This is a genomic window from Lutibacter agarilyticus (assembly GCF_900188235.1).
Lineage (GTDB): Bacteria > Bacteroidota > Bacteroidia > Flavobacteriales > Flavobacteriaceae > Lutibacter > Lutibacter agarilyticus.
This window is the reverse complement of the sequence record NZ_FZNT01000002.1, coordinates 134,479-160,625: the sequence shown is the minus strand read 5'-3', so window position 1 is coordinate 160,625 and position 26,147 is coordinate 134,479. Positions and strand designations below refer to the sequence as shown.

General features: G+C 30.6%; 21 protein-coding genes and 2 pseudogenes. 12 read left to right on the top strand and 11 right to left on the bottom strand.

The window, feature by feature from the left end; genetic code table 11:
• Positions 1-97 precede the first annotated feature (97 nt).
• The gene (locus CHB67_RS03435) at positions 98-1,450 is read right to left on the bottom strand and encodes a Kelch repeat-containing protein (RefSeq protein ID WP_089380354.1); all 1,353 of its coding nucleotides are present in this window, start codon (positions 1,448-1,450) and stop codon (positions 98-100) included.
• A gap of 198 nt (positions 1,451-1,648) precedes the next feature.
• On the opposite strand from CHB67_RS03435, the gene CHB67_RS03430 reads away from it, so the two are divergent.
• Entirely contained in the window at positions 1,649-2,638 is a 990-nt protein-coding gene (locus tag CHB67_RS03430) for an aspartate-semialdehyde dehydrogenase (RefSeq protein ID WP_089380353.1), read from the top strand.
• Between the two features lie 66 nt (positions 2,639-2,704).
• Here CHB67_RS03430 and trxA read toward each other — a convergent pair whose 3' ends face one another.
• Entirely contained in the window at positions 2,705-3,064 is a 360-nt protein-coding gene (trxA, locus tag CHB67_RS03425) for a thioredoxin (RefSeq protein ID WP_089380352.1), read from the bottom strand.
• Positions 3,065-3,445: 381 nt separating this feature from the next.
• Here trxA and CHB67_RS03420 point away from each other — a divergent pair.
• From CHB67_RS03420 to CHB67_RS03410, 3 genes and pseudogenes are all read left to right on the top strand, one after another.
• Positions 3,446-3,951, top strand: a pseudogene (locus CHB67_RS03420) (TonB-dependent receptor plug domain-containing protein); the annotation flags it as partial.
• Between the two features lie 369 nt (positions 3,952-4,320).
• Positions 4,321-5,829 (top strand): F0F1 ATP synthase subunit beta, encoded by a 1,509-nt coding sequence (gene atpD / locus CHB67_RS03415; RefSeq protein ID WP_089380351.1) that lies wholly within the window; start codon positions 4,321-4,323, stop codon positions 5,827-5,829.
• A 42-nt stretch (positions 5,830-5,871) separates the two neighbouring features.
• Complete coding sequence (locus CHB67_RS03410) at positions 5,872-6,150, top strand: F0F1 ATP synthase subunit epsilon (protein ID WP_089380350.1); 279 nt, start codon at positions 5,872-5,874, stop codon at positions 6,148-6,150.
• 65 nt (positions 6,151-6,215) lie between these two features.
• Here the strand turns inward: CHB67_RS03410 and CHB67_RS03405 are convergent, their stop codons facing one another.
• Positions 6,216-6,746, bottom strand: a complete 531-nt coding sequence (locus CHB67_RS03405; RefSeq protein ID WP_089380349.1) for an RNA methyltransferase — start codon at positions 6,744-6,746, stop codon at positions 6,216-6,218.
• A 296-nt stretch (positions 6,747-7,042) separates the two neighbouring features.
• Here CHB67_RS03405 and CHB67_RS03400 point away from each other — a divergent pair, with 296 nt between their 5' ends.
• The 5 genes from CHB67_RS03400 (at position 7,043) to CHB67_RS03380 (ending at position 13,162) form a co-directional block, all read left to right on the top strand.
• Complete coding sequence (locus tag CHB67_RS03400) at positions 7,043-9,049, top strand: LruC domain-containing protein (protein WP_176461202.1); 2,007 nt, start codon at positions 7,043-7,045, stop codon at positions 9,047-9,049.
• A 146-nt stretch (positions 9,050-9,195) separates the two neighbouring features.
• Complete coding sequence (gene mutS, locus CHB67_RS03395; protein ID WP_176461218.1) at positions 9,196-11,772, top strand: DNA mismatch repair protein MutS; 2,577 nt, start codon at positions 9,196-9,198, stop codon at positions 11,770-11,772.
• On the top strand, positions 11,769-12,221 hold the full coding sequence (locus CHB67_RS03390; RefSeq protein ID WP_089380346.1) for an RNA methyltransferase: 453 nt from the start codon (positions 11,769-11,771) through the stop codon (positions 12,219-12,221). The genes mutS and CHB67_RS03390 overlap by 4 nt, the downstream gene beginning before the upstream one ends.
• Before the next feature lie 51 nt (positions 12,222-12,272).
• On the top strand, positions 12,273-12,590 hold the full coding sequence (locus CHB67_RS03385) for a Sec-independent protein translocase subunit TatA/TatB (protein ID WP_089380345.1): 318 nt from the start codon (positions 12,273-12,275) through the stop codon (positions 12,588-12,590).
• Positions 12,590-13,162: a phosphatase PAP2 family protein gene (locus CHB67_RS03380; RefSeq protein WP_176461201.1), complete on the top strand. Its 573-nt coding sequence runs from the start codon at positions 12,590-12,592 to the stop codon at positions 13,160-13,162. The genes CHB67_RS03385 and CHB67_RS03380 overlap by 1 nt, the downstream gene beginning before the upstream one ends.
• On the opposite strand, the gene CHB67_RS03375 is transcribed toward CHB67_RS03380, so the two are convergent.
• The 5 genes from CHB67_RS03375 to CHB67_RS03355 form a co-directional block, all read right to left on the bottom strand.
• Positions 13,155-13,796: an O-methyltransferase gene (locus tag CHB67_RS03375; RefSeq protein ID WP_089380343.1), complete on the bottom strand. Its 642-nt coding sequence runs from the start codon at positions 13,794-13,796 to the stop codon at positions 13,155-13,157. The two genes, CHB67_RS03380 and CHB67_RS03375, sit on opposite strands and share 8 nt — an antisense overlap.
• A 188-nt stretch (positions 13,797-13,984) precedes the next feature.
• Entirely contained in the window at positions 13,985-14,233 is a 249-nt protein-coding gene (locus tag CHB67_RS03370; protein WP_089380342.1) for a hypothetical protein, read from the bottom strand.
• A gap of 10 nt (positions 14,234-14,243) precedes the next feature.
• Positions 14,244-14,810 carry a sigma-70 family RNA polymerase sigma factor gene (locus CHB67_RS03365; RefSeq protein ID WP_089380341.1) on the bottom strand — a complete coding sequence of 189 codons (567 nt, stop codon included), beginning with the start codon at positions 14,808-14,810 and terminating at the stop codon, positions 14,244-14,246.
• A gap of 25 nt (positions 14,811-14,835) precedes the next feature.
• Positions 14,836-18,879 (bottom strand): PAS domain S-box protein, encoded by a 4,044-nt coding sequence (locus tag CHB67_RS03360; protein WP_089380340.1) that lies wholly within the window; start codon positions 18,877-18,879, stop codon positions 14,836-14,838.
• Between the two features lie 119 nt (positions 18,880-18,998).
• A complete protein-coding gene (locus CHB67_RS03355; protein WP_176461200.1) occupies positions 18,999-19,793 on the bottom strand; it encodes a sensor histidine kinase in 795 nt (264 codons plus the stop codon).
• 179 nt (positions 19,794-19,972) lie between these two features.
• Between CHB67_RS03355 and panB the strand changes: the two genes are divergently transcribed.
• The 3 genes and pseudogenes from panB (at position 19,973) to CHB67_RS03340 (ending at position 22,450) form a co-directional block, all read left to right on the top strand.
• Positions 19,973-20,791 (top strand): 3-methyl-2-oxobutanoate hydroxymethyltransferase, encoded by an 819-nt coding sequence (gene panB / locus CHB67_RS03350; protein WP_089380338.1) that lies wholly within the window; start codon positions 19,973-19,975, stop codon positions 20,789-20,791.
• Positions 20,791-21,726 (top strand): annotated as a pseudogene (locus CHB67_RS03345) (2-hydroxyacid dehydrogenase); the annotation flags it as partial. The gene panB and the pseudogene CHB67_RS03345, both read left to right, overlap by 1 nt.
• 448 nt (positions 21,727-22,174) lie before the next feature.
• Positions 22,175-22,450: a TM2 domain-containing protein gene (locus CHB67_RS03340; RefSeq protein ID WP_089380336.1), complete on the top strand. Its 276-nt coding sequence runs from the start codon at positions 22,175-22,177 to the stop codon at positions 22,448-22,450.
• 26 nt (positions 22,451-22,476) lie between these two features.
• Here the strand turns inward: CHB67_RS03340 and CHB67_RS03335 are convergent, their stop codons facing one another.
• From CHB67_RS03335 to CHB67_RS03325, 3 genes are read right to left on the bottom strand one after another with little or no spacing between them, the layout of a single operon-like run.
• The gene (locus tag CHB67_RS03335) at positions 22,477-24,288 is read right to left on the bottom strand and encodes a GNAT family N-acyltransferase (RefSeq protein WP_089380335.1); all 1,812 of its coding nucleotides are present in this window, start codon (positions 24,286-24,288) and stop codon (positions 22,477-22,479) included.
• 37 nt (positions 24,289-24,325) lie between these two features.
• Positions 24,326-25,573, bottom strand: coding sequence for an aspartate kinase (locus CHB67_RS03330; RefSeq protein ID WP_089380334.1), 1,248 nt, complete (start codon positions 25,571-25,573; stop codon positions 24,326-24,328).
• Between the two features lies 1 nt (position 25,574).
• Complete coding sequence (locus CHB67_RS03325; RefSeq protein ID WP_089380333.1) at positions 25,575-26,051, bottom strand: GNAT family N-acetyltransferase; 477 nt, start codon at positions 26,049-26,051, stop codon at positions 25,575-25,577.
• Between the last annotated feature and the right edge of the window lie 96 nt (positions 26,052-26,147).

Genomic DNA, 26,147 nt, shown 5'->3' with positions numbered 1-26,147 from the left:
TAATTTTTTGCAAAATTACATTTTTTCTTATAACTATTGGTATTTCAATAGTATAATAGCTTTTAAATTATCTGTTAAAAATGGTGACTTGAGCAAACTACAGTGTTTTAGTTCTTCTAATTTGAGTTTTATTAAACTCTGCTATATCAATACTATACAAGGATGATGAAGGTGTTGTATCGTAATCACCTATATTTATACCGCCTAATAAATAAATTTTATTGTTTGAGTAATACATTTTGGCACTAGTTAAATTGAGCTTTATGTAAAATTCATTCAGCTCTTTATTTTTTGTGTTATACGTAAAAAATTTACCTTTATCAAAAATGTAAATCATTTCATTATTAGCTGAAACAGCTGGTGATTCTATTCCAAAAAATAAATCGCCCTCCTTATTCCAACTCTTTGTAATTAAATCAAAGCTTTCAATTTCAGACAACGGCTTACTTTTAAAACCACCAATTAAATAAATTTTATCATCAATTAATACACCGTTTGTTTCTTTTGCTGAAGGCATATTAGCTAGCTCATACCAATATCCTTCCTTTACATCGTAAAAGTGAACTTTATTTGAGTATTCTTTTGTTCCATTTCTTTTCTTTTTAACAGAACCTCCCGCAACAATTAAATTACCTTGATAGTTAAACGATACAAAATTAACAGCCTGATGCGGGTTTGTTTCATCAACAATTTTTGTGTTGGTTTTTAAATTTACAATTTCAATAGTTGTATTTAGATATTCTTTTTTCTTGTTAATGGACATTGTTGTTCCGCCAAAAACATATAAATTTTCATCAAAAAGGTTTGCATTATGATACGCCCTTTTATCAAATTCAATTTCACTTTTCACCCAAGTATTGGTTAATATATTGTACGTTAAAAAATCATCTTTAAAAATATCTAGAAAATAAGCACCGGTAGATTTTTGAAGTATTTCAATTAACGTTAAATCTGTATCTTCATATTTCTCTAAAGCTCTTTTAGCGCCATCTATTTGATAAGAAGCATTACCTCCAACCACATAAATTTTATTATTACGCAATACTGCTCCATAAGAAAAAAGTCCACTTTTCATAGATTTTAACTTTTTAAAACTAATGGTTTGCTTTAGATTTCTTTTTTCAACAATAGACACTTCACCTAACAAGGTTACATTTTTATTTAAAGACATGTTATATACTTTTTCCTTTTTATTAAAAGGAACTTCTGCATTGATATAACTAATATGAGAAAAGTGAATATTTCCAATTTCCATATTTGAAGAAGGAACTTTTAGATAATAAATACCTTTTGAATTTGACAAGGTTCCGTCTACAACACCATCAACATAAATATGGACACCTTCAATAGGTTTATTTGTTGCTACATCTATAATTTTCCCTTCAATGTACTGTGAATAAGAGTTTATAGATAAAAATATCAATAGAATGCAAATGGTTGTTTTTTTCATCTTATTTTTTTTGTTTTAAGCATCAAAAATTAGACCTTTCTTCAAATTTAAGTGAAAAACAATAGAAATAACAGTTTGTTAAATACCATAAACTTTTTAACAAAAAAATATTTATTTGTTAATTATTATTTTTTAATGTTGGTTTGTCGCCTTTTTTTCTAAAATTTGTATTCATATTAAATCTAAAAATAAAGAAAGATGAAAGTAGCTGTTGTAGGCGCTACCGGAATGGTAGGAAACGTTATGTTGCAAGTTTTAGCGGAAAGAAATTTCCCAATTACTGAATTACTATTAGTTGCCTCTGAAAGATCAAAGGGAAAACAAATGGAATATAAAGGTAAAACTTACACGGTTATAGGTTTGCAAGATGCTGTTGATGCTAAACCAGACATTGCTTTATTTTCTGCTGGAGGAAGTACTTCAGAAGCTTGGGCTCCAAAATTTGCTGAAGTTGGATGTACCGTTGTTGATAATTCTTCGGCTTGGAGAATGGATCCTACTAAAAAATTAGTAGTTCCAGAAATTAATGGAGACGTTTTAACAAAAGACGATAAAATTATTGCAAACCCAAACTGTTCAACTATTCAATTAGTTATGGCTTTGGCTCCTTTGCATAAAAAATACCAGATGAAACGTGTGGTAATTTCAACCTATCAATCGGTTTCAGGAACAGGTGTAAAAGCTGTTGAGCAATTAGAAAACGAAACCAAAGGAATTAAAGGTGAAATGGCTTACCATTATCCTATCAATAGAAATGCAATTCCTCAGTGTGATGATTTTATTGAAAATGGATACACTAAAGAAGAAATGAAATTAGTGAAAGAACCAAAGAAAATTTTAGCTGATGATTCTTTTGCTGTAACTGCAACTGCTGTTCGTATTCCAACTGCCGGTGGACATTCAGAAGCTGTAAATGTTGAATTTGTAAATGATTTTGATGTTGCGGATGTTCGTAAATTATTAGCTGAAACTCCTGGAGTTATTGTACAAGATAATTTGGATACTTTTACCTATCCAATGCCTGTTTACGCTCATAATAAAGACGAAGTTTTTGTTGGACGTATTCGTAGAGATGAATCTCAGCCTAACACTTTAAATTTATGGATTGTTGCCGACAACTTACGTAAAGGTGCTGCAACTAACACCGTTCAAATAGGTGAATATTTAATTGCCAATGGTTTAGTTTAAAATTTTAAAACATACCAATAAAAAAGCCGCACATTGTGCGGCTTTTTTATTGGTATGTTTTAAAGCTTATTTTTCAACCTTTAAAACATCTGCTATAATTCGTTCTAATTCATGTTTTGGAAGTGCTCCTTGCGCCATTTGTGGCTCAGCATCTTTCGGCACAAATAACATAGAAGGTATGCTTCTAATTCCAAAAGCAGCAGCTAATTCTTGCTCAGCTTCCGTATCAATTTTATAAATATTTACTTTTCCAGCATAATCATCACTTAACTCTTCTAAAACTGGAGCAAGGGACTTACAAGGTCCACACCAATCTGCGTAAAAATCTATAATACAAGGTATTTTACCTTCAAATTTCCATTCTTTATTCTTTTCGAAATTAAAAACTTTTTCAAAAAAAGTTTCTTTTGTTAATAATTCTGTCATTTTATTTAAGTTTTATATCAGTACTGTTCAAATTCTATACCATATTATTTATAGACAAAATGACATAAAAACAACCAACATTAGGGTGACTATTGTTACATATAGTAGTTGCAAATCTGTTATGCAACTTTATATACCTAAATTATACACTATTCTGAAAGTAAAATTAACAATGGCTTCTAGAGCAGATTCAGCATATATTTTACTTATTTTTGGGTTGAATAAATTTTGAATTTCATTACTACACTATCAAAGGTGCTTTTTTCTGAAGCTGTTATAATACACTAAATAACAAAACATACATATTCTAATGAAAATATTATTAAGTTTTTTTTCACCCTTTTTGTTGACACTATACTAGTTGCTTAAACATCATTTACAGGAACTGTTAAAGACAATAACGGACAACCCATTGCAGGAGAAAAATTAAAGTTATAGGTAAATTAATTGGGACTACTTCAGATTTTGATGGACTTTTTGCTTATTGGGTTGAAGTTGTAGTATCAACATCCAGAACTCCTGAACGTATTTTAGAATCGCCTGTCACCATTGAAAGAATGGATATTAGAGAAATTAAAAACACTTCATCATCTTCATTTTATGACGGTATAGAGAACTTAAAAGGTGTAGATGTTAACACCAATAGTTTAATATTTAAACCGGTAAATACTCGTGGTTTTACCACTTTTGCAAACACATGATTTATGCAATTAGTTGATGGAGTGAACTCATCACCTGCGTTAAATTTTAATATTGTAAACTTATTAGGAATGTCTGAATTAGTTGTTAGCAGTGTTGAACTTTTACCTGGAGCATCTTCAGCATTATATGGTGCAAACGCATTTAACGGTACTTTATTTATGAATAGTAAAAATCCGTTTGAACATTTTTGGGAGTCATCGTTTGTTGATGCAAAAGTTAATGCACGTTGGGTTGTTGATGCTCAAATTAACTATACAGTACCCAGAATTAAGTCAACATTTAAAACTGGAAGAGCTAATATAGGATTACACGAATATTATAGCGCTCCAGGTGTTGGAAAAATAGGTTCACAATATTATGTGTCTTGGACTTTAAACCCGTAAAAAACATTCCTTTATTTTTGAAAAGAAACGCATTAAATTTATAGCGCATTTCCTTTTTATAAAAAAACATTGATTTTTTTTTCAAAATAAAATCAAAAAACTATCTTTGCGTCCTTATAAAGGAGGCTCGCCTCTAAAGATTAAACTACTAAAAAATAAACAGTTAAAGTAATGGCAAAAGTTACAGGTAAAGTGGCACAAATTATTGGACCAGTTATTGACGTTGAATTTGGATCAGGAGCAGAACTTCCAAGAATTTATGATTCACTAGAAATCACTAAAAAAGATGGTTCTTTATTGGTTTTAGAAGTACAATCTCATATTGGAGAAGATACCGTTAGAACAATTTCAATGGATTCTACAGATGGGTTAAGTAGAGGTACTGAAGTAGTTGCTACGGGAAAAGCAATTCAAATGCCGGTAGGTGATGACATTTACGGACGTTTATTTAATGTAATTGGTGATGCAATTGATGGTTTAGGAAACTTACCTAAAGAAGGTGATAACGGATTACCAATTCACCGTCAGGCTCCTAAATTTGAAGATTTATCAACTTCAGCAGAAGTATTATTTACAGGAATTAAAGTAATTGACTTAATTGAGCCATACGCAAAAGGTGGTAAAATTGGATTATTTGGTGGTGCCGGTGTAGGTAAAACTGTATTAATTCAAGAGTTAATTAACAATATAGCAAAAGGTCACGGTGGATTATCTGTATTTGCAGGTGTAGGTGAAAGAACTCGTGAAGGAAATGACCTTTTAAGAGAGATGTTAGAATCAGGTATTATCAAATACGGTGATGATTTTATGCATTCTATGGAAGATGGAGGATGGGATTTATCTAAAGTTGATAAAGCTGGAATGAAAGAATCTAAAGCTACTTTCGTTTTCGGACAAATGAATGAGCCACCTGGAGCACGTGCACGTGTTGCCTTATCAGGTTTAACTATTGCTGAATATTTCCGTGATGGTGCTGGTGAAGGACAAGGGAAAGATGTATTGTTTTTCGTAGATAACATTTTCCGTTTTACACAAGCAGGTTCAGAGGTATCAGCCTTATTAGGACGTATGCCATCAGCGGTAGGTTACCAACCAACTTTAGCAACTGAAATGGGAGCAATGCAAGAACGTATTACTTCAACAAAAAATGGTTCTATTACATCAGTACAAGCGGTATATGTACCTGCAGATGATTTAACAGATCCAGCGCCAGCAACAACATTTGCACATTTAGATGCTACAACTGTATTGTCTCGTAAAATTGCTGAGCTAGGTATTTACCCTGCGGTAGATCCATTAGATTCTACTTCAAGAATTTTAACAGCTGATATTTTAGGTAACGAACATTACGATTGTGCTCAACGTGTTAAAGAGTTATTACAACGTTATAAAGAATTACAAGATATTATTGCAATTTTAGGTATGGAAGAATTATCTGAAGAAGATAAACAAGCTGTACATAGAGCACGTAGAGCTCAACGTTTCTTATCTCAACCATTCCACGTTGCAGAGCAGTTTACAGGTATTCCAGGTGTTTTAGTTGATATTAAAGATACGATCAAAGGATTTAACATGATTTTAGATGGTGAATTAGATAAATATCCTGAAGCTGCATTTAACTTACGTGGATCAATTCAAGATGCAATTGATGCTGGAGAAAAAATGCTAGCTGAAGCATAATCAATTGACAATTGTCAATTATTAATTATCAATTGAAAAATTATGATTTTAGAAATAGTAACGCCAGAAGCAACATTATTACAGTCAGAAGTTGAACTAGTTTCAGTTCCTGGTATTAATGGTGAGTTTCAAATGTTAAATAATCACGCACCAATAGTTTCTTTATTAGTTGAGGGTTCTGTTGTATTTAAAGGTGATAACGTAAAAATTGAAGAAGAATTTGAAAGTAAATTTACTTCAAATAAAAATGAATATACATTGCCAATTAAAAGTGGCACTATTGAAATGAAAGAAAACAAAGTAATTATACTTGCTGACTAATTTTCAATAAAATAAATTAAAAAAGCCTCGTTTTCACGAGGCTTTTTTTTGATATTTACTTAATTTTAGTAAGTAATTTTTTTAAATAAATCCCAAAGTACCACTCCACAACTTACTGAAATATTGAGCGAGTGTTTAGTTCCAAACTGAGGAATTTCAATACAATAATCTGATGCAGATACAACCTCCTGTTGCACACCTTTTACCTCATTCCCCATAACAATCGCATACTTCTGATTTTGTTTTATTGAAAAATCTTGTAGCATTGTACTATTTTCAGCTTGTTCTATTGAAGCTATAATCACATTCTCATCTTTTAACTTTTGAATTAACTCAATAGTATCTTCAACATATTCCCAATCAACAGATTCGGTTGCTCCTAATGCTGTTTTATGAATTTCCTTATGTGGTGGTTGCGCTGTAATTCCGCACAAATAAATTTTTTCAATTAAAAAAGCATCACTTGTTCTAAAAACAGAACCTATGTTATTTAAACTTCTAATATTATCAAGAATAACAATCAGTGGAATTTTATCTGTTTTCTTAAAATCTTCTACATTTAACCTACCAAGTTCGCTGTTTTGTAATTTTCTCATAAAATAATAATTATCGAAACAAATATAAATCTTTAACTCAACTTTTCCTTAAATCAATCCTTTTTTCACAAAAGCATCACCAAGTATAAAACGAAACTTCTATCAAATAACTTCAATAATAAATTCCATAATACAGTAAAAATTCCAAAATCAGGAATAAAAATTAGTATCTTAAACTTTGTAAATCACCATTATAAGCGTAACTTTAGGTATATTTTCAAATTGGCACACTATTAGGTAATATTTTAAACATAAAATTAAACCTAATGGAAAAAGTCATTAAAATAAAACCCCCTATGAAAAACAGTAAATCTACCCTATTAGCCGCAACTATTATTTTTTTATTGGTTACATCTTGTACAAAAGATAGCATTTCTGAAGTTATTGTTCCTGAAGTAGTTGAAGTAAGCGAATTAGCAATTGAAAACTTAAACATTCCTAACGGATTCGACTTTAGTACGCAACAGAAAGTAACAGTTACTATTAACGATAGTAAAAGCAATGTAAAATACGATATATATGCTTATTCAGACGAAAAATACTTTGCCGGAAATGAAACTTATGAAACCGAAGGAGGGGAAACCGTTACAGAAGCTGTTTATAAATCTGATGTGTTAAATAAATTAATTTTTTCAGGAGTTCCGTACAATGGTAAATTAAGCCAAACCATTACTTTACCAAAATATTACACTAAAATTTACATTAGAAGAAATGACAACCTAAAATTTTCTTCATCTATTGAAACCATCAGCAACAAAAAAGTAGATTATACGCATAGCGCAATTGCAGGCAAATCAACTGGAACAAAGGTTGACGATTATTTATACTGTGTAAATGGAAGCGCTGAATTATTTCAAGTAGATCCAGTAACTGGTGTTTACACGTATTTATCTGATATGCCAATGGGAAGTTACACTTGCGCCATTGACCAAGCAAACAAAGATTTGTACTCAATTGGTAAAAGCAGTCCCTACCCATTAATGAAATATTCCATTGAGAATAATACTTGGGAAACTGTTGCCAATGTTCAAAAAGGTGGCCCACGTTTAGATTATAACTACAGAGATGGTTTATTATACTTTTCATCTGGAGCAACATTATACACTTACGATCCAACAAATGGGAACACATTAAATACTTGGAAAATTAATGGGTTAGACAGCACAAGTGGAGGTGATTTGGCTTTTGCTGATGATGGAACGCTTTTTATGTGTACATTTTCTGGACTGTATAAACTTGTGCTAAATGAAAATAACGAATATGATAGCACCCGTATTAGTGCTGATAATTTACCTTTTCAGCCTACATCTATGACGTTTGATTCTAATCAAGAATTATGGCTTGCCAATAACTCAAGTAGTTCCGATTTAATTATCATGGATACCCAAACAGGTGGTTGGCAGTACAATTATGGTATTAGTGCAAATAACAACACCAACTTTGAACGAACTATAAATGATTTAACAACCTTTAGAGTTTATACTGAAACTGTGGAAGATATTGATACCGACGGTGATGGAATTATAGATAGAGATGATGAATACCCAGAAGATGCCAACAAAGCATTTGAAGTTTTTACTCCAAGTAAATACGGATGGGGAACAATTGCTTTTGAAGATTTATGGCCATCAACAGGTGATTACGATTTTAATGATATTGCTTTAAACTATAAAGTAATTGCAGTACTAAACTCTCAAAATTTAGCAGTTCAATTAGATTTTATTTACAACGTAAAAGCCAATGGAGGTAGTTACATAAATGGGTTTGGACTTGAAATTGAAAATTTTGCTCCTTCATTAATTGAAAGTGTTACTGGAACTGTTTTAACACAAAACTATATCAATGTTGATGCTAACGGTACAGAAACTGGTCAAGAAAATGCTGTAGTTATTTTATTTGATAATATGCATACTATGAAAAATAAAGAAACTACTGTTTCTATAAAATTTAAAGCACCTGTTAGCACCGACGATTTAGGTACAGCTCCTTTCAATCCATTTATGATTGTAAACAGAATTCGAGAAAAAGAAGTGCATTTACCAAACGGCCACACAACGTCATTAGGTAAAAAAAGTTTTGATATAGAAGGCATCAATAGAGATGCAGATGGCGATTATTTAACAGATAACGGCTTACCTTGGGCTATAAATATTGTGCACGATTTTAAAGTTCCAAAGGAAAAAGTGACCATAGACACAGCATACAATTATTTTAAACAATGGGCAACTTCTGGCGGTTTTGAATATGCCGATTGGTATAAAGATAGCGCTGGATATAGAAACGAACAATACATAGATAATTAACTATTTTTTTACCGTAAATTAAAAGGTCTATCTCACAAAAGATGGACCTTTTTTACGTTTGTAATACTAGTTGTAATTATATAACTTCGCTATCACAAATTTAAAAACTTCCAGCCTTGGCAAAAACCAAAAAAGTCACTCCATTAATGAAACAATACAATGCAATTAAGGTGAAATATCCTGATGCAATGTTGCTATTTAGAGTTGGAGATTTTTACGAAACTTTTGGCGAAGACGCCAAAAAAGCTGCACATGTTTTAGGAATTATTTTAACCAAACGCGGCGCTGGTAGCGAAACCGAAACCGCTTTGGCTGGTTTTCCACATCACTCATTAAACACCTATTTACCTAAACTGGTAAAAGCAGGAATGCGTGTAGCTATTTGTGATCAATTGGAAGATCCTAAAATGACTAAAACCATTGTAAAACGTGGAGTAACTGAGTTGGTTACTCCAGGTGTTGCATTAAATGATGAAGTTTTATTAGCTAAAACCAACAATTTTTTAGCTGCTATTCACTTCGGAAAAAAACAATTAGGAGTTTCGTTTTTAGATGTTTCAACAGGTGAATTTTTAACAGCACAAGGAAATAGTGAATACATTGATAAGTTATTACAAAACTTCAATCCTAGTGAGGTGTTGGTTCAAAAACAGCACAAAAATAAATTCAATGAATTATTTGGCGAGCGATTTTACACTTTTTATTTAGAAGATTGGATTTTTCAATCGGAATATGCCTTAGAAACCCTAACTAATCATTTTAAAGTAAAAACCTTAAAAGGTTTTGGTGTTGATGAATTACACGAAGGAATTATTTCATCGGGTGCGGTGCTGTATTATTTAAGCGAAACACAACATAACAAGCTAGATCATATTTCGGTTATCAACCGAATTTCAGAAGATAATTATGTTTGGATGGATCGTTTTACCATTCGAAATTTAGAATTGTACAATTCCACTTCAGTAAATGCAGTTACACTTTTGGATGTTATTGATAAAACTATTTCACCAATGGGTGGGCGTTTGTTAAAACGCTGGTTGGCATTGCCTTTAAAAGATATCAATCGCATAAAAAAGCGTCATGATATTGTAAAATATTTTATTGATAATGATGTCTTTTTTGATATTTCAACTTATCAAATAAAGCAAATTAGCGATATTGAACGTTTGGTTTCAAAAGTAGCTACTGGAAAAGTAAATCCGCGAGAAGTTGTTTTGTTAAAAAATTCCTTAAACGCAATTATTCCTATAAAAGAAGCTGCTGAAAAAAGCGACAATGAAAGTTTAAAAATTATTGGAGAACAGTTACAAAGTTGCACAACACTTCGCGAAAAAATCACCAAAACATTAAACGAAGATGCTCCTGTAAATATTAACAAAGGAAATGCAATTGCAAGTGGCGTTTCAGAAGAATTAGACGAATTAAGAGCTATTTCAACTTCAGGAAAAGATTATTTAGATGCCATGTTGGCTCGTGAAACCGAACGTACCGGAATCACATCATTAAAAATAGCCTTTAATAATGTTTTTGGTTATTATATTGAAGTTAGAAATTCACATAAAGATAAAGTTCCTGAAGAATGGATTCGTAAACAAACCTTGGTAAATGCCGAGCGTTATATTACTGAAGAATTAAAAGAATATGAAACGAAAATATTAGGAGCTGAAGAAAAAATAGGTAAACTTGAACACGAACTTTTTGCCGAACTAATTAGCAATTTATTAGACTATATTCAACCTATACAGTTAAACGCACAATTAATTGCCCAAATTGACTGTTTGCTATCGTTTGCTGAGTTGGCCAAGTACAACAATTATGTACGTCCACAAATTGATGAAACTTCCGATTTAGAAATTAAAAATGGGCGTCACCCCGTAATTGAAAAACAATTGCCAATAGGCGAAGAATATATTGCAAATGATGTTGTTTTAAACAGAACACAACAACAAATTATTATGATTACCGGTCCAAATATGAGTGGTAAATCGGCAATTTTACGGCAAACAGCATTGATTGTTTTATTGGCTCAAATGGGGAGTTATGTGCCTGCTCAAAACGCCAGAATAGGTATTGTAGATAAAATATTTACCCGTGTTGGTGCCAGTGATAATATTTCTATGGGCGAATCTACTTTTATGGTAGAAATGAATGAAACTGCCAGTATTTTGAATAATATTTCAGAAAGAAGTTTAGTACTGTTAGATGAAATTGGACGTGGAACAAGTACCTACGATGGAATTTCAATTGCTTGGGCTATTGCCGAATATTTACACGAACATCCAACAAAAGCAAAAACATTATTCGCAACGCATTACCACGAATTAAATGATATGACCAATACATTTAATCGTGTAAAAAACTTCAACGTTTCAGTAAAAGAACTAAAAGACAAGGTTATTTTCTTACGGAAATTAGTTGCTGGCGGTAGCGAGCATAGTTTTGGTATTTATGTAGCTAAATTGGCTGGAATGCCAACTACTGTTGTTCACCGAGCTTCAAAAATGCTAAAGCAACTAGAGAAAAACCACACCAATGCTGAAGTAAAAGAAACCTTAAAAAATGCACAAGAAGAAGAAATGCAGTTGAGTTTCTTCAACTTAGACGACCCTTTGTTAGAAGATATTAAAGAAGAAATTCTTTCAACAAACATTGATACGCTAACACCTATTGAAGCATTAATGAAGCTGAACGAAATTAAACGAATGTTGACAAAGAATAAATGATAAACAATTTAGAACAAGGCTTTTTTGGTATAGGAATTCAGAATGGTAAAACTCCCGAAAATTTAGGTGTTTTATGGCGTTCTGCCCAAAATATGGGGGCTAGTTATATTTTTACCATTGGCAATAGGTATGCAAAACAAGCTTGTGACACGCATAAAGCAACAGGTGCAATGCCCTATTTCCATTACAATACTTTTGAAGATTTCTACAAAAACTTACCAAAAGGTGCACAATTAGTAGGTGTTGAATTAGACGAAAAAGCAGTTCCACTTGAAACATTTACGCATCCGCGCCGCTGTGTGTATTTATTGGGAGCCGAAGATCACGGTTTATCAAAAGTAGCGATTGAAAAATCGCACTTTTTAGTAAAATTTAAATCGACTTTAAGTTTAAATGTATCAGTGGCAGGAAGTATTGTAATGTACGACAGACAAGCTAAAATAAGTTAACATTTTTTATTGACTCAAATATATTATCTTTACAATCTAAACAAATTAGAAATGTATCTATTTATTAGCGGTCCTGAAATTTTTGTTATATTACTTATTGTAGTGATGGTTTTTGGAGCAGATAAGCTTCCTGAAATTGCACGTGGATTAGGTAAAGGTATGCGTCAAGTAAAAGATGCAACCAACGATATTAAACGAGAAATTAAAACCAGCGCTGAAAAAAACAACATTGACATTGATGTTGCGGCAAAAGTTAGAGACGAAATTAGTAAAGTAAAAGATAATATTGGTGATTTTACTGATCCTGTAAGCAAAGTAAAAGATAATGTTATTGATGAAATTACCGGTCCTATAAAAAGAAATAAATAGTGTTTGAATTATTAAACACGCTTATCAATTACGATAAGCAATTACTCTTATTTTTACATTCACAAGGCAATCCTTTTTGGGATGAATTTTGGTTGTTTATAACAAACCCAACTCATTGGATTCCTTTTTATATTCTTTTATTTATTCTTGGTTACAAAGTTTTTGGAATAAAAAAAGCAATCTTAATTGCGTTTTTTACAGCTTTAAGCACGCTAACTACACTATTAGCAGTGCTGTTAATTAAAAGCACAATTCAACGTTTGCGCCCTATTAACGACACTTCAATAAACACAACGATTCGAATTTTAATTGAAGATACAGATTTTAGTTTTGTTTCTGGGCATTCATCAGTTTCATTTACAATTGCCTTTTTATCGTATTGGATTTTAAGGAAGAAATATAGATATGTATTTTTAGTGTTTTTATTCCCTATACTATTTGCTTACAGCCGTATTTATTTGGCTGCACACTTTCCTTTCGATATTCTTTTTGGAATGTTATTAGGCTATTTAATTGCGAAGTTTTATTTTAAAATTGTTCAAAAAAGAGTTTTCGAAAAAACAGCTATTTAACCCTACTTATAGTTAAACCATCTCGTATTGGAAGTAATATAGTTTCTATTCTTTCATCAGTATTTAACAATGTATTATAGGCTAATAATGCTTTTGTATCTATATCCTTAGGATCTAATTCTTCCACAACTTTTCCGCTCCACAACACATTATCTGATAGAATTACACCACCAGAATTCATTTTATCAATTACTAAATTAAAATAATTGGCATAATTCTTTTTATCAGCATCGATAAAAACCAAATCAAATCTTTCTTGAATTGTAGGAATTATATCTAAGGCATTACCTACCAGTTGGTGGATTTGATTTTTATACGCTGATTTTTCAAAATAGTTTTTTGAAAAATCTTCTAATTCTTCATTTTTATCAATGGTAAAAAGAGTTCCCTCTTTTTGCAACCCTTCAGCCAAACACAAAGCCGAATACCCTGTATAAGTTCCGATTTCTAAAATTTTTGAAGGTCGAATTAATTTTGACAACATGGAGAGTAAACGCCCCTGAAAAGCACCACTTAACATTCTTGGATTGAGGACTTTTTGCCAAGTTTCTTTATTTAATTGCTTTAAAATTTCAGGCTCTTGTTGTGAATGGTTCGCAACATATTTCTCAATAGGATCAGGTAAAAAATTCATTTTAGTTATATTTATAAAGAAAAAAAAAGGACAGAATAAAAAAATAAATTCTAGTCAATTGAAATTATATTAAGGTTCTAAATACTATTGAACTTCGAGGTGATAAAATTCTGAATCAAGTTCAGAATGACGCATTTCAATTTTTTTCAGACTTCCTCTTTTTTTATATTCAAACTTTAAAATTGTTATTACAGTTTTTCTTTAATGTCTTTTTCTAAACATTGTTTTTCAGTAGCACTCAAACAATCTTTTTTCATTTTTTCAAGTTGGGCTTGCTTTTCATAACATGTAGTTAAAATAACGTTTTGTTTGGTGTACTTTCCACATTTTTTACATAAAAAAAGATGTAAACTCAATTTTATTCTTTCCAATAAAGACACCTCTCCATATTGACTTTTATCGCAAATTGTGGTTGCTTGGTCGCAGTTTAATTTCATCTCTTTTCTTTTAATTTTTGAACCAATTATCTTCCATACATTTTCTAAGTTGAGTTCTGGCTCTATGTATGATCACCCAAAGATTTGACGATGTTATATCTAACTCCTTACAAATTTCTTCAGTTTCAAATTGTTGAATTGTTTTCATACGAAATACCATCTCATATTTTTCGGGTAAATTACCAATACACTTTTCTAGTACCAAGTTCAATTCTTTATTTTCAATATTTTTATCCGTTTCATTATTCCAGTTTGCTGGCGCTCTTTCTTCAATCCATTCTCCCTCACGTTCTCCGTCAGAATAAAAATTCATTTTCACCTCTGCTTTCCCTTTTATGGAATTAATTTTTCGATAATAATCAATTATTTTTCGTTTCAAAATAGAAATTAGCCACGTTCGCTCACTGGCTAATCCCTGAAAATTATCCATTGCTTTTAAACCTGCAAAAAAAGTTTCCTGAACTAAGTCTTTAGCAAGGTCATGATTATTTATTCTACCTATTGTATAATTAAATAAATAATCAGCGTGTTGTTGCACCCATTTATCGGGATTTAAAGTATGTTTTTTTTGTGCCATTATTATATCTCTTATACCAAAATATTTATTTAGTATGTTCTTGTATTAAATTAAATAATAATTTCTTATCAATTGGTTTAGATAAATAAGAGTTAAATCCATTTGCTAAGGCATTTTCTTTATCTGATTCCATTGCAAAGGCTGAAAGTGCTATAATTGGTAGATTAGGGCGGACTTGTTTAATTTCTTTCATGGCTTCTATTCCATTCATCACTGGCATTTTAATATCCATTAAAACCAGTTTAATTTCAGAATTACTTTTCGCTAAATCAACAGCTTGTAAACCATTACTTGCCTCAACTATTTTATAATTTGTTTTAGAGAACAATTCATTAATATACAACATATTATACTCCTCATCTTCGGCTACTAAAATTGTAATCTTCATATTATTTTCAACCATTCTAGTTGTTTTTTCAATTACACTTGTTACCATTTTTTCTTTTACTTTAGCATACGGAATTGTGAAAAACACCGTAGTTCCCTCTTTAGAAGAATTTAACCAAATTTCACCATTAAACAATTCAACAAACTTTTTTGAAATTGCCAATCCTAAACCTGTTCCTTTGTTTTGTTTTTCAAAATCTTCTTCGGCTTGTATAAAACGATCAAATATCACATTGTGTAATTTTTCATCAATTCCAACACCTGTATCTTTTACATAAAATTTCAAATATCCATTCACCAACTCATAACCAAACTCAATGCTTCCGTGGTCAGTAAATTTAAATGCATTTGAAACTAAATTTGAAATTACCTGGTTTAGCTTTGTTTTATCAATTTTAATAGTGCACTCATCATTTTTAAGTCCTTTTTCACATTTTAATTCTAGTTGCTGTTGTTGTGCTATTGGTAAATAAAATGTTTCTAAATTATTTAATAATTTATTTATGTTCACATTTTCAGAGTTCAATTTTACCACACCAGCTTCAATTTTAGAAATATCTAAAATATCATTTACTATTGACAATAATTGCCTTGAGCTGTTTATCACAATTTTTGCATACTCTTTTCTTTCAACATACGACAACTCTGGATTTAAAAACAATTCAGAAAAACCAATAATTCCATTCATTGGTGTTCTAATTTCATGGCTCATATTTGCTAAAAAAGCAGACTTTAACCTGTCTGATTCTTGCGCTTTTTTCAATGCAATTTTTAAATCATAATTACTGTTTTTACGTTGAATAGTACTACTAATTTGATCAGCTACAAACTCTAATAATTGCACATCCTTTTTATTGTAAGCATGTTCATTGGTGTAACTTTGAACTACCATAGCTCCAAATACTTTATTTTGAGATTTTAAAGGTACACCAAGCCATACTTTAGAATCAACTCCAACCAATTCAACTGTTCCTTTTTCAATTAAACTATTATGAGTTTCACTGTTGAAAAGAAGCGATTTTTTTGATTGAAGTACTTGACTTGTTAAGGTTCCTTTTGCAGGAAATTTACTAAAAACCTCCATTTCATCGACCATAATTGGCGTATAAAATGTATCATTTTCTTCACTATAAAGCGCTATATAAAAATTATTAGTGTCTATTATTTTTTGTAGTTCATCTTTGATAAAATAACCAAACTCTTTAAAATTATCTATGGTTAAAGCCGCCCTTGAAATATTGTATAAAATATCTTCAATTTGTTCTTTTTTTACTTTTTCGCTAATGTCTTTTACCACTGAATGAATGGTTGCTCCGTTAGGGTCTTCTCCTATTTTTGTTAATGTTACCTCAGTTGGAAAAACAGTGCCGTTCATTTTTTTATGATACCATCTAAACCTGTTACTTCCTTTATCTAAAGCTACTTTTATCATTTCATTAGCCATCTTCAAAGAATCTTGGCCGTTGGGCTGAATTTCAGGTGAAATTTTGGACGGATGTATTTTAACAAGTGCATCTTTTGCTGGATACCCAAATAACTTCAAGCTAGATGCATTACAATTTACAATAACACCATCTTTTAAAAGAAAAACAGGATCTACCGATTTTTCAAAAAGATCACGGTATTTTTTTTCAGACTTTTCTAGTAATAATTTTGAATTTACCCTTTCTGTAATGTCATCCGCTAATGAGGCTACACCTATAACATTTCCATTAGCATCTTTTAAGGTTACATTGTACCAATCGCAAATTATAACATTCCCACCTTTGGTTATATTCTTATTTTTACTTCTATCTCCTCCTTTTTGATTTAATAAATTCGCCCAAATTTCTTGAATATTTATGGATGTATCAGTTGGTAAAATCAATTCTTTTGCATTTTTCCCTAAGGCTTCCTCTAAAGAATATCCAAAAATTCGTTGTGCAGAATTATTCCACTCTAGTACGTTAAAATCTAAATCCCAAATTATTGATGCTAGTGGTGTATTATTAAATTGATCTTGTAGGCGTTGATTGCTTTCGAAAAATAAATCTTCAGTTTTTTTACGCTGGGTAATATCAGCCGAAATTCCTTGTATATGTGTTACATTTCCTAATTCATCTTTTATTACATCAATGCTTGCTTCAATCCATTTTATTTCACCTTCTTTAGTGATGATTCTAAAAGTTTTTGGAGGTATAACTTTTGATGCACCTTCCTCTTTTAACAATTTTAAAAAATCTATGCTTACGGATTCTAAATCTTGTGGGTGAATTAATTTATGAATTTTTAATTCTTTATTCCGTAATTCAGCACTTGAGTAACCAAATAATTTATCAGAATTTTCAGAAGCAAAAACAACAGGAAAATCCCAACTATTTTCACATAAAATAGCAACAGATGAGCTTTTATTAATAATATTATAGGCCGTTTTTACTTTATTTTCACTTTCTTTTTGATTTGTGGTTTCTCTAAAAAATATGAGAATTGTATCATTTGATGGAATAATAGTGTTTTCAAACCAACGATTCCAAGGTGAAAAGTAATTTTCAAAACTAATGGTTTTTTTAGTTTCAAATGCTTTTTGATAATTATCAAAAAATAAATCACCTTCTTTCTCCGGAAATTCATTCCAAATATTTTTACCTACGAGATCTTCTCCGTTTCGCCCTAATAACTGACAGGCTATATGATTGATATATATATAATTTGAGTTATTATCTAATATTACAAAACCATCTTGAATACTAGAAAGCGTATTTGAGAGTAATTTTTTTGTGTTATTTAATTTTTCTTCTGACAGAACACGAACTGTTATATCTTGACAAATACCAACAATTCGCTCAATTCTTCCTTTAGAAATTAGTACACTTCGTTTTTCATGAATGTATTTTAATTCACCTTTTGAAGTATAAATTCTATAACTCAAATCCTGATTTGGGTGCTCTAAAAAATTTTGAATTGAAATATCACTAAATATTTTTTTATCATCTTCATGAATAAAAGACAAGCAATAATCTAAGTTTATTAATGTGTCTTTGGGTTGCGTTTCAACTAGCGCATATAACTCATCTGATAAGTGTAATTGTTCTAAATTAAAATCGTAAAACCAGCTCGATAATTTTGCTAGCTTTTGAGACTCCTTATATCTTTTCTCGCTTATTTCAAGCGCTTGGTTTGTTTTGATTCTTTCCGTAATATCTTCAACAGATACAATTACATTTTTTAAAGAATCTTCGCTTCCGGCTTGAACATTATATTTAATTAAAACATTAATAACTTGTCCATCAAAAGATTTATTCACTGTTTCAACTACCGTTTCATTTTTCCCTGTGAGTATATCAATTACTAATTTTGAAAAACCTACTGTAGAATTAGGTGTAAAAACACGTTCTAAATTCTTTAATAAATCATTTTTATTTTCAGCTTTATATAGCTTAACGGCAGTTGCGTTAACTTCTTTTATAATAACTTTTTCATGTAAATTTCCTAAGCTATATTTTTTTTGTTGTAAAAAAACTTCAATAGTTAAATTGGCTTCTTTGGCTTGCTTTTCAATAAAGGATTTTACTTCCGAAAAATCTTCGATGAAGAGTGCTACGGGTGCATACTCAAAAAAATTAGTATACTTCTTGTTTTGATTAAATTGCGAACTATGTGTGGTATCTGTTATCTTAGATTTTATAGTTTCTTTCTCCTTCATTCTACAGCTTTATGGGGTTTATTTTTAACTATAAATATACGGATAATTTATAATTTTAACAATGGCATAATTAAAGCCTGTTTTTTAACTTAAATAAGTCTGCTACATTATAAAGTAAACTATTTTTTTGGAATTGAAATTTTAACTTCTGTTCCTGAGTTTAAGGTGCTTTTAACATCAATAGTTCCATGATGTTTCTCAAGGATAATTTTAGCAATTGTTAAACCTAAACCAATACATTTTTCATTAGCAACATCGTAGGTGTTCACTACAAAAAACTCATTAAAAATAGTTTTTAAATCTGTTGCAGAAATTCCTATACCTTGATCTTTAATAATTGTTTCAATACAATCATTTTGCTCAATAACTTCAACTGTAATAGTGGTTTCTTTTGACGAAAAACGTACTGCATTTCTTATTAAAATTCGAATTAGAAATTCAATTTCAGGCGAATCAATATTCAAAAACAGTTCATTTCCAGAAGTTTTATTTAAAATAAGACGATTTTTATCTTTTGCTTCATAAGCAAATTCATCAACAGCTATTGAAACTAATTTAATATAGTTGGTACTCGCTTTAATTAATTTATAATCAGGTGATTTTAATCGGTTTAATTTTGATAACGACGTTAAAAATTGAATAGAAAAATCGTTTGAATTTTTAATAATTTCAACATATTTTTTACTCTTTTCATTTGCACTTACACAATCAATAGTTGCCAAAATTTCAGCAAAAGAATAAGCAACTCCAATAGGATTTTTAAGGTTATGTACTACTTTTCGAATACGATTAAAATTTTCGGTTTGTACCGTTTTCAGTTCAGTGTCTTTAGCTTTTAATTTTAAACTTAAATCAACTAATTTACTTTCTAATTCATCAATATAACTCGCTAAATCTTTTTTGTTCTCTTTCAAAATAATACTCTTTAATGAGTAAATGTAATTTTAAAAATGCTCTTATTCAAACTTTTGTTTTACAAATTATTGCTTCATTTAAATTCTTTGTTTATTTTAGGAAGATTAAATAAAACTAAGGTGAAAAAAACTGATTTTTCATTACTTTTGCACTTCAGTTTTAAAACAAAGAAAATTCAATGTCAACTGCAAAAAAAAGTTACAAGAAAATTACCACAAAATCATTAACTGATATGAAAAACAATGGCGAAAAAATTGCCATGTTAACTGCCTATGATTATACCATGGCAAAAATTGTGGATAATGCTGGAATAGATATTATTTTAGTTGGAGATTCAGCCTCAAATGTAATGGCTGGTCATGAAACAACATTACCTATTACACTAGATCAAATGATTTACCATGCAAGTTCAGTAGTTAGGGCAACCTCACGATCTCTTGTTGTTGTAGATTTACCCTTTGGAAGCTACCAAGGAAATTCAAAAAGCGCCTTAGATTCTGCTATTAGAATTATGAAAGAATCTGGAGGTCACTCGGTTAAATTGGAAGGAGGAAGCGAAATAGCAGAATCAATTTCAAGAATATTAACTGCTGGAATACCTGTAATGGGACATTTAGGATTGACACCACAATCTATCTACAAATTTGGAACTTTTACTGTAAGAGCTAAGGAAGAAGAAGAAGCAAAAAAATTATTAGAAGATGCTAAATTATTGGAAGATCTTGGATGTTTTGCTTTGGTACTTGAAAAAATTCCTGCAAAATTAGCGAAAAAAGTTGCAGAAAGTTTATCTATTCCTGTAATTGGAATTGGTGCTGGTAATGATGTAGATGGGCAAGTTTTAGTAACACACGATATGCTTGGAATGACGCACGAATTTCATCCTCGATTTTTACGTCGTTATTTAGACTTATACAGCGAAATGACGGGAGCCTTTGAGGGCTATATTTCTGATGTAAAAAGCAGAGATTTTCCAAATGAAAATGAGCAATATTAATGAAAGTACTTCTTATTGATACCAATCACAATGTGCTTCAAGAAGGCTTAGAAAAACTAGGCTGCATTTGCGAACCAGATTACACTTCAACAAAAGTAATTATTGAAGAGAAAATAAGTAATTATGATGGTATTGTTATTAGAAGTAGATTTAATATTGACAAGACTTTTATTGACAAGGCAACGCAATTAAAATTTATTGCACGTGTTGGTGCCGGTTTGGAAAGTATTGATGTTTCGTATGCGGAACAAAAAGGAATTCATTTAATTTCTGCCCCTGAAGGAAACCGCAATGCTGTTGGTGAACATGCGTTGGGTATGATTTTGTCATTATTCAACAACCTAAAAAAAGCTGATTTAGAAATTAGAGCAGGAAAATGGTTACGCGAAGCCAATAGAGGTATTGAACTTGAAGGAAAAACCGTTGGCTTAATTGGCTACGGAAATATGGGAAAAGCTTTTGCTAAAAAACTAAAAGGTTTTGATGTTGAAGTAATTTGTTACGATATTAAAGAAGGTGTTGGCGATGAAAATTGTAGGCAAGTTTCTTTAGAAGAATTACAAGAAAAAACAGATGTTTTAAGCTTACACACTCCTTTCAATGAACTTTCTTACAATATGGTAAATACTGAATTTATTCAGAGTTTTAAGAAACCATTTTACCTTATAAATACTGCCAGAGGATCTGCAGTTGTAACAAATCACCTTGTTGATGCACTTATAAATAAAAAAGTGTTGGGGGCTTGTTTAGATGTGTTAGAATACGAAAAATTATCATTTGAAAATTTATTCGAAAATAATACTTTACCAAAAGCATTTGAATATTTAATTCATGCTGAAAACGTTTTGTTATCGCCTCATATTGCAGGCTGGACTGTTGAATCACATATAAAATTAGCGCAAACTATTGTTGATAAAGTTGAAGCTATTTTTTATTCAAAAAAAGAAAAACACCCAGAAACACCTAAAAGAGTTACAGGTATTGGAGGTTTATTTTTTAAAACAGACAATCCTAAAGCATTAAAAGATTGGTACAAAAAACATTTAAACTTTAATACAGATGATTGGGGTTGTACTTTTTGGTGGAAAGATAGCAATGGAAAAGATGCAAGTACACAATGGAGTCCTTTTAAAAGTGACACTAGTTATTTTTCACCTTCCAAAAAAGATTATATGTTTAATTACCGAGTTGAAAATTTAGAACAACTGTTAATTAATCTAAAAGAAGAGGGCGTTACCATTGTTGGTGAAATGGAAACATATGAATATGGTAAATTTGGTTGGATTTTAGATTCCGAAGGCAATAAAATTGAACTTTGGGAACCTATTGACACCACATTTTTATAAAAAACAATAAATCAATATAAACCGAAAAATTAAAAAAATGGATGTAATAGATGAAAATGGACACATTGTGCCAAAAAGTAATGAAGAAAGCAAACGTGTATTAGCTGGAATACTCGCAATATTACTTGGCTCACTTGGAGTGCATAAATTTGTACTTGGATATACTAAAGCAGGAATTATTCAATTAATAATTTCATTTGTTAGCTGTGGAATTTTAAGTATTATACCGTTTATTGAAGGTATTATTTACTTAACAAAAACAGACGAGGAATTTATATATACGTATCAAATCAACCAAAAAGAGTGGTTTTAATAACGTTTTAAAAAGGCGGGGTTAACCTAAATTCCGCCTTCAATAATCTCGTTTTCAGCACGACTTTCCAACTCTGCCTGAAACTCTTCTAATACAGGTTTTACAGTACTCTCCGGGATATCAGAAACTCGAATATACATTAAACCATCAACCGCATTATTAAACTTAGGATCTACATTAAATGCCACCAAACGGGCGTTTTGTTTTACGTATTTTTTAATTAAAACAGGTAAACGTAAACCAGGCTCAAGTTCATCAATAACCTTATCAAACTTGTTTAAATCGGCTTCGGTAGCATCAAAAACAAAATCTTTGTCGGCATCTTTCAACTTAACTTTATATTCTTTTTTAGGATGTATGTATTGCGCAATATACGGATCGTAATAATGAGATTTCATAAATTCAATCATTAACGATTTTGAGAAATTTGAAAACTGATTGCTAATACTTACACCTCCTATTAAATATTTATACTCTGGGTATCGTAATGTTACGTGCACAATTCCTTTCCACAATAAAAATAAAGGCATTGGTTTTTGCTGATATTCCTTAATTACAAAGGCACGACCCATTTCAATGGAATTATTCATCATATTATATAATTCCGGCTCAAATTTAAATAAGGTATAAACATAAAACCCTTCAATTCCATATTTAGCATAAATACCCTTACCTAAACCCATTCTATAAGCTCCCACTAATTTTTTAGCAACATTATCCCATAAAAACATATGGTGATAGTAACCATCAAAAACATCTAAATCAATGGACTCATTTGTTCCTTCTCCAACTTCTCTAAAGGTAATTTCTCTCAAACGGCCAATTTCAAACATTACATTTGGAATTTCTTTACTTTCCGCAAAAAATACTTCATAATTTTTACTGGATAGTAAACGCCCATTGTTTGACCTTAAAGCATCAACTTCTTCAATAATTTTCTGATAATTTTTTTGGCAAACAATTTGTTTTGGAGCTTTAGGAATTTTTAATGATTGAGAATTAATGGACATTGATTCCTTTTCAAAAGGATTGGCCAGCATATATGTTTTTTTACGAATAAAATTGCTAAAGTCTTGCAATTCAGGATATGCTGCTTGATCTTTTACAGCTATTGGTTTTCCTATTCGCACTTTAATAACCCTGCCTTTTTGGGTTAATAATTCTGAAGGTAATTTTGCAGTTCGTAACGTTGGATTTAATTTCGACAAAAAGTAGAATAAACGACTATTACGTGCATGAAAATAAATTGGAATAATCGGTACTTTTGCTTTCTGAATTAATTTTAAAGCACCTTCTTCCCAAGGTTTATCTACAATTAATTTTCCATCTTTATACGTTGAAACTTCCCCTGCAGGAAAAATTCCTAATGGATAACCTTGTTTTAAATGTAGTAAAGCATTTTTTATACCAGACAAGCTAGATTGCACATCTTTCCTATCTTCAAAAGGGTTGACAGGCATAATAAAAGGCTTCATTGGTTCAATTCTATGCAGTAAAAAGTTCGCAATTATTTTGTAATCTGGTCGTTTTTCAATCAATAATTTTAAGAGTAAAATACCATCCATTCCTCCTAACGGATGATTGGAAACGGTAATAAATGAACCTGTTTTTGGAATTCTATCTAGATCTTCTTTTGGGATTTCAAAATTAATCTCAAAATCCTTCAACAAGGCTGTGAAAAAATCTAAATCTTTTAAATGCTTGTGCTTATTATAAATTCTGTTTAGCTTCGAAATTCGAAGGATTTTCATAATAAGCCAACCCAAAAAAGTCCCAATAAATCCATACTTTTCCAGATTTACGGCCTTGGCAACCTCTTTAGCTGTAACTAAACTCATTTAATAAAAATTAACGTAAAAGCAAAAATACATAAATTTATTGCATAATAACTTGCACCGTACCTTTTGTTGCTTGTTTTAACAAAACTTTCCCTTTCTGCTCTATTAATTCAATAGCATTTTTAGTGGCATGCCTAACGGTATAAAGCGCTACATTTTCAATAAAATTGATCTTGTAATTCATTGTTATTTCAGAAATAAATGACTGAAAGTTTCCAAAATTATCTTCAATACAAACCGAAAAACTCAACGCTGAATTTTGAATTAAATTCACTTTTAATTTATAATCATGCAATATTTTAAAAATATCACTTAAATTATGTTCTACCATAAATGAAAAATCTATAGCTGAAATTGAAACTAATATTTGTTCTTGTTTCACTATAAAACACGGTATTTCTGGTGCTAAATTATGCCCTTTGCTTACCGTTGTTCCTAGTAAATTTAAATTATAAAAAGAACGAACGTATAATGGTATATTTTTATTTTCAAGCGGTTTTAAGGTTTTAGGATGAATTACAGAAGCGCCATAAAATGCCATTTCAATTGCCTCTTTGTATGAAATTTGTTCTAACAAAACTGTGTTTTCTAAATAACGAGGATCAGCGTTTAAAACACCATCAACATCTTTCCAAATGGTTAAACTTTTTGCATTTAAACAGTAAGCAAAAATGGCTGCTGTAAAATCTGAACCTTCACGACCTAACGAGGTAGTTTTACCGTTACAAGCACCTCCCAAAAAACCTTGGGTAAGGTATAAATTAGTAGTATCAAGCTTAGCAATATTTGCTTTAGTTGCTTCCCAATTTACACGCGCATCTCTATAATTAGTATCAGTTTTAATAAAATCACGAACATCAATCCATTTTGTAGTTATATGATTTTCATTTAAATAAGCACCTACAATTTTGGTAGCCAACAATTCACCAAAACCAATAACCTGATCGTAAATAAAGTTATAATCTGAATTTTTGTTTGTGATAAAAAAACCACTTAATTCCCCTAAAAGTTTTTCAACTTCAAGCAATATTGCATTCTTTTCTGAAGAAAAAAGCTCGTTAATTATAGATATATGATAGTCTCTAATAAATTCAATGGCGTTGTTTAAATTATCATTTTTATATACATACGAATCAATTACTTTTTCAAAAGCATTGGTCATTTTTCCCATTGCCGAAATAACAATGAGCGTATTATTAAAGCCTTCGTGTTTTAATACACGAATTACATTTTTAACACCTTCAGCATCTTTTACTGAAGCACCACCAAATTTAAAAACCTTCACTTTATTTATTTAAATAATTTTTCATTTCTTCCCTATGAAATTGAGCCGTATCCCAGTCTCTTAAAACGGTTGCGCCAGTGCTTTCATAAAAAGCTATTGCAGGTTCGTTCCAATCTAAAACAGCCCATTCAATTCGTTCCACACCATTATTATAACCATATTCAATCACTTTTTTATACAAAGCACTACCAATTTTTAACCCTCTTTTTTCTTCTGTAACAATTAAATCTTCTAAATGAATTGTTGGTCCTTTCCAGGTGGAATAACGTGGGTAAAAAAGAGACATTCCTACTATTTCATTTTCCATTTCAGCAACAAAAAATTGAAATAAAGGATTTTTTCCAAAACCATCTTTTTCTAAATTTTTAACAGTAACAATTACAGCATCAGACTCTTTTTCAAAATGTGCCAATTCTTTAATTAATTTTAAAACTGAAGGTAAATCTTCTTTTTTTCCATCTCTAATTGTAAAACTCATAAACTCTTTTTTGAGGTTTTTATATTGGTAAAAGTAGAAAATTCTTTATTTATACAGTATTGTAAAGGACAGTTTTTAAAATATATTTTTAGATAT

Coding starts and splice junctions, on each gene's coding strand:
- CHB67_RS03410 (WP_089380350.1), top strand. CDS start 5,872: ATGATTTTAGAAATAGTAACGCCAGAAGCAACATTATTACAGTCAGAA.
- CHB67_RS03375 (WP_089380343.1), bottom strand. CDS start 13,796: ATGAATTTTTTACCTGATCCTATTGAGAAATATGTTGCGAACCATTCA.
- CHB67_RS03340 (WP_089380336.1), top strand. CDS start 22,175: ATGGATGTAATAGATGAAAATGGACACATTGTGCCAAAAAGTAATGAA.
- panB (WP_089380338.1), top strand. CDS start 19,973: ATGTCAACTGCAAAAAAAAGTTACAAGAAAATTACCACAAAATCATTA.
- trxA (WP_089380352.1), bottom strand. CDS start 3,064: ATGACAGAATTATTAACAAAAGAAACTTTTTTTGAAAAAGTTTTTAAT.
- CHB67_RS03405 (WP_089380349.1), bottom strand. CDS start 6,746: ATGAGAAAATTACAAAACAGCGAACTTGGTAGGTTAAATGTAGAAGAT.
- CHB67_RS03325 (WP_089380333.1), bottom strand. CDS start 26,051: ATGAGTTTTACAATTAGAGATGGAAAAAAAGAAGATTTACCTTCAGTT.
- mutS (WP_176461218.1), top strand. CDS start 9,196: ATGAAACAATACAATGCAATTAAGGTGAAATATCCTGATGCAATGTTG.
- CHB67_RS03385 (WP_089380345.1), top strand. CDS start 12,273: ATGTATCTATTTATTAGCGGTCCTGAAATTTTTGTTATATTACTTATT.
- CHB67_RS03430 (WP_089380353.1), top strand. CDS start 1,649: ATGAAAGTAGCTGTTGTAGGCGCTACCGGAATGGTAGGAAACGTTATG.
- CHB67_RS03390 (WP_089380346.1), top strand. CDS start 11,769: ATGATAAACAATTTAGAACAAGGCTTTTTTGGTATAGGAATTCAGAAT.
- atpD (WP_089380351.1), top strand. CDS start 4,321: ATGGCAAAAGTTACAGGTAAAGTGGCACAAATTATTGGACCAGTTATT.
- CHB67_RS03400 (WP_176461202.1), top strand. CDS start 7,043: ATGAAAAACAGTAAATCTACCCTATTAGCCGCAACTATTATTTTTTTA.
- CHB67_RS03335 (WP_089380335.1), bottom strand. CDS start 24,288: ATGAGTTTAGTTACAGCTAAAGAGGTTGCCAAGGCCGTAAATCTGGAA.
- CHB67_RS03365 (WP_089380341.1), bottom strand. CDS start 14,810: ATGGCACAAAAAAAACATACTTTAAATCCCGATAAATGGGTGCAACAA.
- CHB67_RS03370 (WP_089380342.1), bottom strand. CDS start 14,233: ATGAAATTAAACTGCGACCAAGCAACCACAATTTGCGATAAAAGTCAA.
- CHB67_RS03360 (WP_089380340.1), bottom strand. CDS start 18,879: ATGAAGGAGAAAGAAACTATAAAATCTAAGATAACAGATACCACACAT.
- CHB67_RS03435 (WP_089380354.1), bottom strand. CDS start 1,450: ATGAAAAAAACAACCATTTGCATTCTATTGATATTTTTATCTATAAAC.